Here is a 13,769-nt window from a genome sequence, read left to right on the forward strand (position 1 = left end):
TGTGTTGAATCCAAGACAGCTATCGCGAGCAGGCTCACTCCTACAGTTTGATTGCATTTCAGGTCGGGATTGATTGGTCCAGGGCTACGCCAGCGCCGACAAGGCCGGAATACGGCGCTGTCACCAGCCACACCGGAATGCCTTTGAAGTAATCGCTCATGCACCCTTTGTCAGCGAAGCTGCGGGCGAAACCGCTTTCGAGGAAGAAATCGGCAAACCGTGGAATCACACCACCGACGATATAAACCCCACCACGTCCACCCGTGGTCAGCACGTTGTTGCCGGCGACACGGCCGAGCCAGCAGCAGAACTGCTCGAGCACTTCCAGGGCAATCGGATCACCCGCCAGACCGGCCGCCGTGATCGCTTCCGGCGTATCAAGCGTTGGCTCATGCCCGTCCACTGCGCAAATCGCGCGGTAGACTCGCGGCAAACCGCCGCCACTCAACGCGGTTTCCGCGCTGACATGGCCAATCTCGTTGTGGATGTGCTGCCACAGTTGGGTTTCACGCGGGCTGCTCAGCGGCAGATCGACGTGACCGCCCTCGCCCGGCAACGCCGCAAAACGACCTTCACCGAGATCGAGCAAGGTGCCGACGCCAAGACCAGTGCCCGGCCCGATCACCACCGCCGGACGCAATGGCTCCGGCGTGCCTTCGCAGACCACACGGAATTCGCCCGGCTGCAACCGGGTCATGCCCAGCGCCATCGCCGAGAAGTCGTTGACCAGCAACAACTGCTCGACCTGCAAGGTTTTGCAGAACGCCGTGCGGCTCAGGCGCCAGTGGTTGTTGGTGAATTTGAATTCATCACCACTGACCGGGCCGGCCACCGACAGGCACACCGAACCGATCGAACCCGGCGCCAGACCGAGCCCGCTCAGGTAGAGGCTGATTGCCTCTTCCGGGCTGGCGTGGTCGGCGGTGGCCAAGACCTGAACCGATTGCAGTTGCTGGTTTTTCCACAACGCAAACCGCGCGTTGGTGCCTCCGATGTCACCGACCAAAGCCAGTTTCAATTAAGCGTCTCCAGGGCAGAAGTGAAGGCGCTGGCGCCCTGCTCCGCCGAGCTGAAGGCCAAACGCATGAAGCCAAACAGTTCGCGTCCGCTGCCGATGTTGTTGCCCAACAGGCCTTTGGCAGGTTCGCGCGCTGCAAATTCGGCGGCATCGACCTTGAGTTCCAAGGTGCCTTTGACGCCATCGACGCGGATGATATCGCCCTCTTGCACGCGCGCCAAAGCGCCACCGACATAAGCTTCCGGGCTGACGTGAATCGCTGCGGGGATTTTCCCCGAGGCGCCGGACATCCGGCCGTCCGTCACCAGCGCGACTTTGAAGCCGCGATCCTGCAGCACGCCGAGGAACGGCGTCATCTTGTGCAGCTCGGGCATGCCGTTGGAACGCGGACCCTGGAAGCGCATCACCGCGACGAAATCTTTTTCCAGCAGACCAGCCTTGAACGCATCGGCCAGATCCTGTTGATCCTGGAACACCATCGCCGGTGCTTCGACGATCTGGTTTTCCAGCGCAACGGCGGAGACCTTCATCACACCACGACCGAGGTTGCCTTCCATAACGCGCAAACCACCCTCTGCCGAGAATGCACGGGCGACCGGGCGCAGGATGTTTTCGTCGAGGCTGTCGACCGGGCCTTCGCGCCAGACCAGCTCGCCGTTATCAAGGAACGGTTCCTTGGTGTACTTGCTCAAGCCGCGGCCGAGCACGGTGTTGACGTCTTCGTGCAACAGGCCGGCGCCAAGCAGTTCGCGGATCAGGAACGACATCCCGCCAGCAGCCTGGAAGTGGTTGATGTCGGCTTTGCCGTTCGGGTAGACGTGGCTCAGGGTCGGCACGACTTCGGAGAGGTCGGCCATGTCCTGCCAGGTCAGTTGAATGCCGGCGGCCATGGCGATGGCCGGCATGTGCAGGGTGTGGTTGGTCGAACCGCCGGTGGCGTGCAGCGCGACAATCGAGTTAACCAGCGACTTCTCATCGACGATTTCGCCGATCGGCATGAAGTTGCCGTTCTGCTTGGTCAGGCGCGTGACCTGGTGCGCGGCTTCGCGGGTCAGCGCATCACGCAGCGGCGTGTTCGGGTTGACGAAAGAGGCGCCCGGCAAGTGCAGGCCCATGACTTCCATCAGCAACTGGTTGGTGTTGGCGGTGCCGTAGAAGGTGCAGGTGCCCGGGCTGTGGTAGGACTTCATCTCCGATTCCAGCAGCTCTTCGCGGGTCGCCTTGCCTTCGGCGTACTTCTGGCGCACGTCGGCTTTTTCCTTGTTGGAAATCCCCGAAACCATCGGCCCGCCCGGGACGAAAATCGTCGGCAGGTGGCCGAAACGCAGCGAACCCATCATCAGGCCCGGCACGATCTTGTCGCAGATGCCGAGCATCAGCGCACCGTCGAACATGTTGTGCGACAGCGCCACAGCGGTCGACATGGCAATCACTTCGCGGCTCGGCAGGCTCAGTTCCATGCCTGGCTCGCCTTGGGTGACGCCGTCGCACATCGCCGGCGTACCGCCGGCGAACTGGCCGACCGAACCGATTTCCCGCAGGGCGTTCTTGATCTGTTCCGGGAACACTTCGTACGGCTGGTGCGCCGAGAGCATGTCGTTATAAGACGAAACAATGGCGATGTTCGCCGAGTTCATCATCCGCAGGCTGTGCTTGTCTTCGCTGCCGCACCCGGCCACGCCATGGGCGAAGTTGGCGCATTGCAGCTTGCCGCGCATCGGCCCGTCAGTGGCGGCGCCGCGAATCAGTGCAAGGTAAGCCTGACGCGTGGCGCGGCTGCGGGCGATAAGCCGTTCGGTGACCTCAAGAACGCGGGGATGCATGTGTAGAACTCCAGGCTAACGGATGTGGCGACCTGATTGTCTATGCTGATCAAACGCCGTTGTTGTTGGAATGACAGACGGCTTTTTTGACCATTCGGACCAGTTGATTCAGGTCACTCGTTGTAGATAAAACAAAATATTGCCACTAAAAAGGCTTGTTTTCTATTTTTATGCGAATAATCTTGTAATTCCAACAACAAAACGACGGCGGCGCTGTTCCATGACTCTTCGAATCGCAATCAATGGTTTTGGCCGCATCGGCCGTAATGTCCTGCGCGCACTGTATACCCAAGGCTATCGACAGGATTTGCAGATCGTCGCCATCAACGATCTGGGCGACAGCTCGATCAATGCCCATCTGCTCAAGTACGACACCGTTCACGGCACATTCGATGCTCAAGTCGAGCATGACAACGAAAGTCTGACCGTCAATGGCGACCGCATTGCGGTCAGCGCGATTCGCAACCCGGCCGAACTGCCATGGGCGGCGGAAAAGATTGATGTGGTGTTCGAATGCACCGGTCTCTTTACCGACCGCGCCAAAGCCGCCGCGCATATTACTGCCGGCGCGCGCAAAGTGATCATCTCGGCGCCGGCCAAAGGCGCCGACGCTACCGTGGTTTACGGTGTGAACCACGACATTCTGCGCCAGTCGCACCAGATCATCTCCAATGCTTCGTGCACCACCAACTGCCTGGCGCCAGTGGCGCAAGTGCTGCACCGCGAACTGGGCATTGAAAGCGGTCTGATGACCACTATTCATGCCTACACCAACGACCAGAACCTGACCGACGTCTATCACACCGACCCGTACCGCGCGCGTTCGGCCACGCAGAACATGATCCCGAGCAAGACCGGCGCCGCTGAAGCGGTGGGTCTGGTGCTGCCGGAACTGGCTGGCAAACTGACTGGTATGGCCGTACGGGTGCCGGTGATCAATGTGTCGCTGGTGGACCTGACAGTGCAGCTGAAAAAAGAAGCCAGCGCAGAAGAAGTCAACGCCCTGCTCAAGGCTGCGAGCCAGCATTCGAAGATATTGGGTTACAACACGTTGCCGCTGGTTTCCAGCGACTTCAACCACAACCCGCTGTCGTCGATCTTCGATGCCAACCACACCAAATCCAGCGGCAAACTGCTGAAAGTGCTGGCCTGGTATGACAACGAGTGGGGCTTCTCCAACCGCATGCTGGATAACTGCCTGGCGCTGTGTAACGCGGAATAAGGTTGCCCTGTCCCCCCTGTAGGAGCTGCCGAAGGCTGCGATCTTTTGATTTTGTTTTTAAGATCAACATCAAAAGATCGCAGCCTTCGGCAGCTCCTGCATTGGGTTCCATCCCGGGCTTTACCGTTCTTTGACAATTCAGGGCTTGACCATACGGGCAGATGATAAGCATTATCATTTGCTCAAAATGGATCAGGTCCTCCCGTGAGTCAATCGCGCTTCAACCACGTCTTCCTCACCCAGCGCACGTCCTTGCTGCGCACGCTGGAACGGATGGTCAACAATCACAGCACCGCTGAAGACCTGTTGCAGGAGACCTACCTGCGCGTGACACGGGCGTTGAGCGAGCGGGCCATCGATCACCTCGAACCGTTTGTCTTCCAGACCGCGCGCAATCTGGCGCTGGATCACTTGCGCGCGCGCAAGATCCATTCACGGACCATGGTCGATGACGTGCCGCAAGATGTCGTGCACAGCATCGCCGCCCCCGCCAGCAGCGCCGAAGACGCCGCCCACGCCGAACAGATGCTGGAGCGCCTGAACGTGAGCCTCAGTCAACTCAGCCCGCGCCAGCAGCAGATTTTCATCCTCAGCCGGTTGCACGGGAACAGTTATCAGGAAATCGCTGATGAACTGAACGTCTCCCTCAGCACCGTGCAAAAAGAACTGAAGCTGATCATGACCATTTGCATCGGCGTCGCCGAACGACACGACAGCAGCGGCAAGCTGTAAGCTTCAAGCTCCAGGTAAAAACGAAAAGCAGTACACGCATCTGGCTTGCAGCTTGCAGCTTGACGCTAGAAACTGCTTCGCCAGAAGCCCGAGGAAACACCGTGACGGACACCCACCGCTCGCCTTCGCCGGATTCGGTGCAGGACGCTGCAAACGCAATGGACCAGGCACTGGACTGGCTCATCGTGCTCGGCAGCCCGGACGAGGAGCAGACCCGGCAATTTCACGCCTGGCTGGCGGCCGATCCGTTGAATGCCGAAGCGTTCGCCAAGGCCCAGGCGATCTGGGACGGCCCGCAAATCGCCCAGTGCGCGCAAAGCCTGGCGGCCAAACCTGCGAAAGTCACCTTCCTCAAGCGTCTGCGCCCCCACTGGAAACCGCTGGCCACCGCCGCCGTGCTGGTGCTCGGTTTGTTCAGTTTCAGCAATTTGCCGATGCGCATTCAGGCCGATCATTTGACTGTGGTGGGCGAGCGCCAGCGTCTGCAACTGGAGGACGGCTCGAAAGTCCTGCTCAATACCAACTCGGCATTCTCCAGCACCATCAACGATCAACAGCGCGTCGCCCGGTTGTTTCAGGGCGAGGCGTTTTTCGAAATTGCCAGCGGCCGCAGTCAACCGCTGGAAATCGATGCCGGGCCGGTCACCGCCAGCGTACGCGATACCGCGTTTGCCGTGCGTTACCTCGACGGCGTGGCGCAGGTCAATGTGCAGCGCGGTGACGTTGATCTGCGCGCCACCCACAACGATGCCCGTGTGCGCCTGACGGCCGGCGAAAGTATTCGCATCGGTCCCAACGGTTTCGACCGCCCGGCCAAACTCGATACCAACACTGATCTGGCCTGGGTGCAGGGCCGACTGGTGTTCGAGAACTGCCCGCTGAACCAGGTGCTGGCCGAATTGCGCCGCTACTATCCAGGCTGGATCATCAACACCAACGAGCAACTGGCCGACGTCGCCGTGACCGGTAATTACCGTCTCGACCAGCCGCTTGATGTGGTTCGCTCCCTCGCTCACATCACGTCAGCGCAACTGAAAGAATTCCCCGCCCTGGTTATCCTGAACTAAATGAGAATTATTTTTACTCGATAGCCAGCGTCAGTACGTCTCGTTATAGCCAATGCAATTGATTCGCATCACGCGAACCAATCAGCACCTATAAAGATTCGTGCGACACGGAGCGCTATCGATGTCCTCACGCCTTACCCGCCAGACTTCCTCCCCTTCCCGCGTATTGTCGCTGCTGACCGCGGCCATCCTGATGGCCGGCACTGCGCCGCTGATGGCGGCCACCGAGCAACCGGCACGCAACATGGGTGATTACTCGTTCTCCATCGGCCAACAGCCGCTGGTGTCGGCACTCAACGCCTTCACCGCCGTGACCGGTTGGCAGGTCGGTTTGCCGGCAGAATTGGGTCAGGGCGTGTCGTCGCCGGGCGTGCGTGGCTCGCTGCCACCGGAAAAAGCTCTGGAGCGTCTGTTGGTGGGGACCAACCTGAGCTTCCGCAAAATCAGCAACAACAATGTCGTGCTGGAAAAGCGCAACGCCAGCGGCACCCTCAATCTGGATCAGGTGACCATCAGCGCCACCCGTCAGGAGCAGTCGGTCAACAGCGTGCCGGCCACCGTCACCGTGCAGACCCGCCAGGACCTGGACCGCAACAACGTCAACACCATCAAGGATCTGGTGCGTTATGAGCCGGGCGTTTCCGTCGGCGGCGCCGGCACCCGTGGCGGCATCAGCGGCTATAACATCCGTGGTATCGACGGCGACCGCATCCTGACGCAAGTCGACGGCGTGGAAGTCCCGGACGGCTTCTTCAACGGCCCGTACGCCAAGACTCAGCGCAATTACGTCGATCCGGAAATCGTCAAACGCGTGGAAATCCTCCGAGGCCCGGCCTCGGTGCTGTACGGCAGCAACGCCATCGGCGGCGCGGTCAGCTACTACACCCTCGATGCCGACGACATCATCAAGCCGGGCAAAGATGTCGGTGCGCGCCTGAAAACCGGTTACAGCTCGGCCGATGACAGCTGGCTGAAGTCCGCCACCGTCGCCGGCCGCGCCAACCAGTTCGACGGCTTGCTGCACTACAGTCAGCGCGACGGTCACGAAACCGACTCCTACGGCAGTAACAATGGCACTGGCCTTGAGCGCACCGCCGCCAACCCGGAAGACGTCAACGCCTACAACGTGCTGGCCAAGATCGGCTGGAACTACAACGAAGATTCGCGCCTGGGCCTGACCTACGAAAAGTACAAGGATGATCGCGATACCGATCAGAAAAGTGCTTACGGCGGCCCGTACTTCAACGGCGCGCCGACCATTCCCAACAGCGTGCTGCCCGGCGGCATGTACCAGTGGCGCACCGGTAACGACACCATCACCCGTGAGCGCTTCGGTATCGAACACCGCTTCGCCCTCGACAGCCTGCTGGTCGACAACGTGAAGTGGAGCCTCAACCACCAGATCGCCAAGACCGACCAGAGCACCACCGAGTTCTACTACCCGATCACCCGTAAAGTGCTGCGTACTCGCGACACCATTTACGAAGAAAAGCAGTGGGTCTTCGATGCGCAACTGGACAAGGCGTTTGCCATCGGCGACACCGATCACGTGCTGACCTACGGCACCACCATCAAGCAACAGAAAGTCACCGGCTCGCGCAGCGGCGACGGTACCTGCCTGGCGGTCGGTCGTGGCTGCACCGCCATTGGTGCGACCAGCACCGCTGACGTGTTGGCCAAAGCCACCGACTTCCCGGACCCGACCATCAACACCTACAGCGTGTTCGCTCAGGATCAGATCAGCTGGAACAACTGGACCTTCCTGCCGGGCCTGCGCTACGACTACACCCAGCTCAAGCCGCACATCACCCAGGAATTCCTCAACACCGTGGCGGCTGACGGCCAAGGCACGGTCAGCGACAAGAACAAGACCTGGCACAAAGTCTCGCCGAAATTCGGTCTGACCTACGCCCTGACCGAGAATTACACCTGGTACGGTCAGTACGCTGAAGGTTTCCGTACGCCGACCGCGAAAGCCCTGTACGGCCGCTTCGAAAACACCACCACCGGATACAGCGTGGCGCCGAACCCGGACCTCGAACCGGAAAAAAGCAAAAGCTATGAGACCGGTCTGCGCGGCAACTTCGAACAAGGCTCGTTTGACGTAGCGGTGTTCTACAACAAGTACCGTGATTTCATTAATGAAGACGCCGTGACCCCGGGCCGCAACGAACTGACCTTCCAGTCGGCCAACATCAAGCACGCCACCATCAAAGGTGCGGAAGTCAAAGGTCGCCTGAATCTGGATGCGTTCGGCGCCCCGCAAGGCCTGTATACCCAAGGCTCGATCGCCTACGCCTACGGTCGCAACAACGACAACGGCGAGCCGATCAACAGCGTCAACCCGCTGACCGGTGTGTTCGGTCTGGGTTACGACCAGGACAACTATGGCGGCCTGCTGAGCTGGACCGTGGTGAAGAAAAAGGATCGCGTCGACGACAGCAACTTCAAGTCGCCGGATGGCGTCAGCAGCCAGTTCAAAACCCCGGGCTTCGGCATTCTTGATCTGGCCGGGTACTACAAAGTCACCGACGACGTCACCGTCAGCGGCGGCATCTACAACCTGACCGACAAGAAATACTGGCTGTGGGATGACGTGCGTGGTTACGACAGCGTCGGCGAAGCATCGGTAACGCAACCGGCCAACCTCGATCGCCTGACCCAACCGGGCCGCAACTTCGCGATCAACCTGATCTGGGACATCTGATCCGGCCAACCTCAAGGCGCGTGTTCAGGCACCGCGCCGTGAGGTTTTTTTACGCTTGCACGTCTTCTTGTTCGTCTCGTTATCAAGCGCCTCTTTTATCAAGGACATGTCATGACCACTTCGGAAAAAGCCCTGCGTTCGCAACGCTTGAACCAGATCACCCACGAGCCGCACAGCAAGCTCGACGCCTTGGTCAAAGCCCATGCGCCGTTCGAGACCCGCGCCAACTTCGCCCGTTTTGTCGTCGCGCAATACCTGTTCCAGTCGGAACTGGTCGAGCTGTACAACGATGCAGAACTGACTGCGATCGTCCCGGATCTGCCGGCCCGTTGCCGCGCCGAAGCGGCCAAGGCTGACCTTGCCGACCTCGACACTGAAGTGCCGGCAGCGGTCGCAGGCGCGGTGAAAAACCCGAGCAAGGCTCGTGCTCTTGGCTGGATTTTTGTCTCCGAAGGTTCGAAGCTCGGTGCGGCGTTCCTGATCAAACGCGCTGTGGCGCTGGAGCTGAGCGAAACCTTTGGCGCCCGTCATCTGGGTGAGCCAGAAGGTGGCCGTGCCGAGGGCTGGAAGAGCTTCGTGCGTACTCTCGATTCGCTGCAGTTCACTGCTGAAGAAGAAGCTGAAGTCGAGCAAGGCGCGATCGATGCGTTCAACCGCTTCACCGTGTTGCTGGAACAGGCTTACGCCACTGAAGCCGAACCGGCCTGACACAACACACATCCCCCTGTAGGAGTGAGCCTGCTCGCGATGGCGTCCTGTCATTCAACATGAATGTCGACTTATACACCGCTATCGCGAGCAGGCTCACTCCTACAGGTGTCCTGCGTAAGCCTGTAAGATCTCCATTCCGCTTCAGAAGCCACCGCTGAGCCCATGCCGCAACCCGCCTCCTCGAAACTCGCCCGCGTGCTGTTCGGCCTCTTGGCCTACGTCAGCCTCGGCATCGGCCTGATCGCCATTGTCGTGCCCGGCCTGCCGACCACCGAGTTCATCCTCCTCGCCGCCTGGGCCGCGACCCGCAGTTCGCCGCGCCTGAGTGCCTGGCTGGAAAACCATCGGCTGTTCGGGCCGATCCTGAGCAACTGGCGCAATGGCAAGATCATTGCGCGCAAGGCCAAGGTCAGTGCGACGGTGAGCATGTTGCTGTGCGCCACCTTGATGCTGGTGATGCTCGACCACGGCTGGCCGGTCTATCTGGCGATTGCCGGGATGAGCCTGGGCAATCTGTGGATCTGGTCGCGCCCGGAATCCATCCGGGTCTGCACTGACCCGTCTTCGCACTGAAACATCCCTGTAATTAATCGCTTTTTCAGCACTTTCCCCTGCGCAAACGTTTAGCGCTGACCGTTCGTCGGCAGCCGCCTCATGCGCTCTCGTTCCACGCCGATGAGCATTGAATGGCGCTGAATGGATTTGGCGAACCGGATAGTTCATATCCGCCTGCCACCCGTTTATTCATTCGCGAGATCGCCCCATGTTCGACTCTCTGTCCATTCGCCTGAAAATCGTTCTGCTCTCCGGCCTGTGCCTGCTCGGTGTGGTTGCGCTGATCGTCGGCATGAACATCTACCAGACCAATCAGAACGACGAACTGGTCAGTGACTCCAGCAACAAGCTGCTCACCGCCAGTGTCGAAAATCTGCTGCAAGCCAAAGCCGCCGAGCAGGCCGTGCGCGTGCAGAAGACCTTCGGCGAAAGCCTGACGGTGATCACTGCCGTAGCGGATCAGATCAAGGACCTGCGGGTGATGGCCGCCAAGCGTTCGCTGGACGCCGGCGCCTTGCGGGAAGAGTTGAACCTGAGCCTGAAAACCGCCTTCGAGCGCAATGACAAAGTGCTCGGCATCTGGCTCGCTTTCGAACCGAACGCTCTCGACGGCAAGGACAGCGAATTCGCTAACGACGCCGCCCGCCAATCCAACGAAGCCGGGCGTTTCGCCACCTACTGGAGTCGCGCCGCCGGCGCCTCGCTGAACACCATCATGGTCGAAGAAGACCTGACCAAAACCACCCTCAGCGTCAGTGGCACGCCCTACAACAGTTGGTACACCTGCCCTCGCGACAACAAGCGTACCTGCCTGCTCGATCCGTATGCCGATACCGTGGGCAACAAGGAAATGCTCATGACGACCATTTCCGTCCCACTCATCGTCGACGGTAAAGCCATCGGCGTGGTCGGTGTCGACATCGCCCTCGACGCCCTGCAAGCCGCTGCCGTGGATTCCCAGCGCAGCCTGTTCAACAACGCCGGGCACATGCTGATCGTCTCCGGCAGCGGCGTGCTCGCTGCCGACAGTTCCGACGCGAGCAAGGTCGGCAAGAAAATCAGCGACACCCTCGGTGCCGATGGCAAGGATGTGCTGCAACTGCTCACTTCGGGCACACCGAAGATTCTCGAACAGGGCGAGCTGATTCGTGCCGTGTACCCGGTCGATCCGATTGGCAACTCGCGCGCCTGGGGCGTGGTCATCGACCTGCCGAAACACGTGCTGCTGGCCGACTCGGTCAAGCTGCAAGCGGTACTCGACGATGCTCAGGAAACCGGTGTGATCACGGCGCTGCTGGTTGCCGTGGTCGCTGGTCTGGTCGGTCTGTTGCTGATCTGGCTGACCGCATCCGGCGTCACCCGGCCGATCAACAGCGTTGCCGAGATGCTGAAAAATATTGCCAGCGGCGAAGGCGATCTGACCCAACGCCTGAACTACAGCAAGAAGGATGAACTGGGCGAACTGGTCAACTGGTTCAATCGCTTCCTCGACAAGCTGCAACCGACTATCGCGCAGATCAAACAGAGCATCACCGAAGCACGCGGCACCGCCGACCAGTCTTCGGAAATCGCCCGCCAGACCAGCGAAGGCATGCAGGTGCAGTTCCGCGAGATCGATCAGGTGGCCACCGCCTCCAACGAAATGAGCGCCACTGCCCATGACGTCGCCAACAGCGCATCCAACGCGGCCAATGCCGCGAAAGGTGCCGATCAGTCGGCCAAGGACGGCATGTCGATCATCGAGCGCAGCACCCGTGACATCAATCAACTGGCCGATGAAGTCAGCAAAGCGGTGACCGAGGTTGAAGCGCTGGCGGTCAACAGCGAGCAAATCGGTTCGGTACTGGAGGTGATCCGCAGCATCGCCGAGCAGACCAACCTGCTCGCCCTCAACGCGGCGATTGAAGCCGCCCGTGCCGGTGAGAGTGGCCGTGGTTTCGCCGTGGTTGCCGACGAGGTCCGCAACCTGGCCAAACGTACGCAGGATTCGGTGGAAGAGATTCGCATCGTGATCGAACGGATTCAGACCGGCACCCGAGGCGTGGTCGCGACCATGCATTCGAGCCAGACCCAGGCGCACAACAACGCCGGGCAGATTCGTCAGGCGGTGGATGCGCTGGGCAAGATCAGCGATGCGGTAACGGTGATCAGCGACATGAACCTGCAGATTGCCAGCGCGGCTGAGCAACAGAGTGCGGTGGCCGAAGAGGTCAATCGCAACGTCTCGGCGATTCGTACCGTGACTGAAACGCTGACCGAGCAGGCCACTGAGTCGGCAGCGATCAGCAGCCAGCTCAATGCCCTGGCCAGTCAGCAGATGAAGTTGATGGATCAGTTCCGCGTCTGAGCCCGCCACTCAATCCACCACAAAACCTTGTGGGAGCTGGCTTGCCAGCGATGGCGGCACATCAGTCAGTACATTGTTGACTGACACTCCGCTATCGCTGGCAAGCCAGCTCCCACAGGGTCAAGTGGCAACCCTGCAATCGGGGATTTCATCTGATTCAAAGTTGTTTTGCACTATCATCGCCCTCTCGCTCCGGAGGGCCTTCGATGACTGATTTGCTCACGTCCATTCAAGCCGCACTCGGCTTGCCCCGCACGCCGATTCCGTTCACAGATCGTGGCGCCCTGCCCTCGGCATTCGCCGTCACTGAGCTTGCCTGCGCCAGCATCGCCGCTGCCGGTCAGGCTGTCAGCGAACTCCTGCATCAGCAAACCGGCCACCTATCCAACATTGCAGTCGACCGACGTCTCGCCTCGTTCTGGTTCTCGACCTCGCTGCGCCCGATGGGCTGGCAAGTACCACCGCTGTGGGACCCGGTTGCCGGCGATTACCTCACGCAAGACGGCTGGATCCGTCTGCACACCAACGCCCCGCATCACCGCGCCGCCGCTGAACGTGTGCTCGGTGCCTGCGCCGACCGTGCCGCGATGGCGGCGAAAGTCGCGCAGTGGACGAGCACGGACCTGGAGCAAGCGGTAGTCGAGGTCAAGGGTTGCGCGGCCGAGATGCGCAGTTGGGCGCAGTGGCAGAAGCATCCGCAAGGCTTGGCGGTAAATGCCGAGCCGCTGGTGCATTTCATCGATTCGCCGGATGAACACAAGCAAGCGTGGCAAGGCTCGGTGGCGCAGCCGTTGGCCGGGATCAAGGTACTGGATCTGACGCGGGTGCTCGCTGGCCCCACCGCCAGTCGTTTTCTCGCTGGCCTTGGCGCCGATGTATTGCGCATCGATTCACCGACCTGGAACGAGCCCGGTGTTGTCCCGGAAATGACCCTCGGCAAACGTTGCGCGCGGTTGAACCTGCAGGATCCGGCGGATCGCGCGGTGTTCGAAGGCTTGTTGAAAGACGCCGATATTTTGCTGCACGGTTACCGCGCCGACGCCTTGGAAAATCTCGGTTTCGGCGTTGAGCGCCGTCGCCATCTGGCACCGGGCCTGATCGATGTCGGCCTCAACGCCTACGGCTGGAGTGGCCCGTGGCAGAACCGCCGGGGCTTTGACAGTCTGGTGCAGATGAGCAGCGGTATCGCCGAGGCCGGGCAGCGCTGGAAACAAGCTGACAACCCGACGCCATTGCCGGTGCAGGCGCTGGATCATGCGACCGGGTACTTGATGGCGGCCAGTGCGCTCAGGTTGCTGACTGAGCAGTTGGCGAATGGCCGCTCGGGCTCGGCGCGATTGTCGCTGGCGCGTACGGCAAAGTTGTTGATCGAGCATGGGCCGGGGACAACGCAAGCGTTGCGCGTCGAGGATGAACAGGACCAGAGCACGTTGATAGAGCAGACCCCGTGGGGCCCGGCGCATCGTTTGCAGGTGCCGGTGAAGATCAGCGGCACACCGATTCGGTGGGCGTTGCCGGCTACAGAACTGGGCTCCCATCGACCACAGTGGGTTTAAAAAGCCCCTCACCCTAACCCTCTCCCAGAGG

General features: G+C 60.5%; 9 protein-coding genes and 2 pseudogenes. 9 read left to right on the forward strand and 2 right to left on the reverse strand.

What is annotated here, in order from left to right; all coding sequences use genetic code 11:
• Window positions 1-58: 58 nt before the first annotated feature.
• Window positions 59-1,018: a glucokinase gene (locus tag U6037_RS22245; RefSeq protein ID WP_123593660.1), complete on the reverse strand. Its 960-nt coding sequence runs from the start codon at window positions 1,016-1,018 to the stop codon at window positions 59-61.
• Window positions 1,015-2,841: a phosphogluconate dehydratase gene (gene edd / locus U6037_RS22250; RefSeq protein ID WP_322844550.1), complete on the reverse strand. Its 1,827-nt coding sequence runs from the start codon at window positions 2,839-2,841 to the stop codon at window positions 1,015-1,017. Before edd ends, U6037_RS22245 begins: the two co-directional genes overlap by 4 nt.
• Window positions 2,842-3,061: 220 nt before the next feature.
• On the opposite strand from edd, the gene gap reads away from it, so the two are divergent.
• The 9 genes and pseudogenes from gap to U6037_RS22290 all read left to right on the forward strand — a co-directional run bounded on the left by gap (window position 3,062) and on the right by U6037_RS22290 (window position 13,738).
• Window positions 3,062-4,063: a type I glyceraldehyde-3-phosphate dehydrogenase gene (gene gap, locus U6037_RS22255; RefSeq protein WP_077574258.1), complete on the forward strand. Its 1,002-nt coding sequence runs from the start codon at window positions 3,062-3,064 to the stop codon at window positions 4,061-4,063.
• 204 nt (window positions 4,064-4,267) lie between these two features.
• Window positions 4,268-4,795 carry a sigma-70 family RNA polymerase sigma factor gene (locus U6037_RS22260; protein WP_322844551.1) on the forward strand — a complete coding sequence of 176 codons (528 nt, stop codon included), beginning with the start codon at window positions 4,268-4,270 and terminating at the stop codon, window positions 4,793-4,795.
• A 101-nt stretch (window positions 4,796-4,896) separates the two neighbouring features.
• Window positions 4,897-5,862 (forward strand): FecR family protein, encoded by a 966-nt coding sequence (locus U6037_RS22265; protein WP_322844552.1) that lies wholly within the window; start codon window positions 4,897-4,899, stop codon window positions 5,860-5,862.
• 121 nt (window positions 5,863-5,983) lie between these two features.
• Complete coding sequence (locus U6037_RS22270; protein WP_322844553.1) at window positions 5,984-8,569, forward strand: TonB-dependent receptor; 2,586 nt, start codon at window positions 5,984-5,986, stop codon at window positions 8,567-8,569.
• A gap of 111 nt (window positions 8,570-8,680) precedes the next feature.
• The gene (locus U6037_RS22275) at window positions 8,681-9,277 is read left to right on the forward strand and encodes a biliverdin-producing heme oxygenase (protein ID WP_322844554.1); all 597 of its coding nucleotides are present in this window, start codon (window positions 8,681-8,683) and stop codon (window positions 9,275-9,277) included.
• A gap of 165 nt (window positions 9,278-9,442) precedes the next feature.
• A complete protein-coding gene (locus U6037_RS22280; RefSeq protein WP_064119128.1) occupies window positions 9,443-9,853 on the forward strand; it encodes a YbaN family protein in 411 nt (136 codons plus the stop codon).
• Between the two features lie 463 nt (window positions 9,854-10,316).
• Window positions 10,317-11,276 (forward strand): annotated as a pseudogene (locus U6037_RS29530) (chemotaxis protein); the annotation flags it as partial.
• A 378-nt stretch (window positions 11,277-11,654) separates the two neighbouring features.
• Window positions 11,655-12,182 (forward strand): annotated as a pseudogene (locus U6037_RS29535) (methyl-accepting chemotaxis protein); the annotation flags it as partial.
• A 206-nt stretch (window positions 12,183-12,388) separates the two neighbouring features.
• Entirely contained in the window at window positions 12,389-13,738 is a 1,350-nt protein-coding gene (locus U6037_RS22290; protein ID WP_322844556.1) for a CoA transferase, read from the forward strand.
• The last annotated feature ends 31 nt before the right edge of the window (window positions 13,739-13,769 follow it).

The sequence above is a fragment of the Pseudomonas sp. B33.4 genome (genome assembly GCF_034555375.1).
Lineage (GTDB): Bacteria > Pseudomonadota > Gammaproteobacteria > Pseudomonadales > Pseudomonadaceae > Aquipseudomonas.

Bases quoted from the DNA above. Each gene is read 5' to 3' on its own strand.
- U6037_RS22270 (WP_322844553.1), top strand. From the start codon at position 5,984: ATGTCCTCACGCCTTACCCGCCAGACTTCCTCCCCTTCCCGCGTATTG.
- U6037_RS22275 (WP_322844554.1), top strand. From the start codon at position 8,681: ATGACCACTTCGGAAAAAGCCCTGCGTTCGCAACGCTTGAACCAGATC.
- edd (WP_322844550.1), bottom strand. From the start codon at position 2,841: ATGCATCCCCGCGTTCTTGAGGTCACCGAACGGCTTATCGCCCGCAGC.
- U6037_RS22290 (WP_322844556.1), top strand. From the start codon at position 12,389: ATGACTGATTTGCTCACGTCCATTCAAGCCGCACTCGGCTTGCCCCGC.
- U6037_RS22280 (WP_064119128.1), top strand. From the start codon at position 9,443: ATGCCGCAACCCGCCTCCTCGAAACTCGCCCGCGTGCTGTTCGGCCTC.
- gap (WP_077574258.1), top strand. From the start codon at position 3,062: ATGACTCTTCGAATCGCAATCAATGGTTTTGGCCGCATCGGCCGTAAT.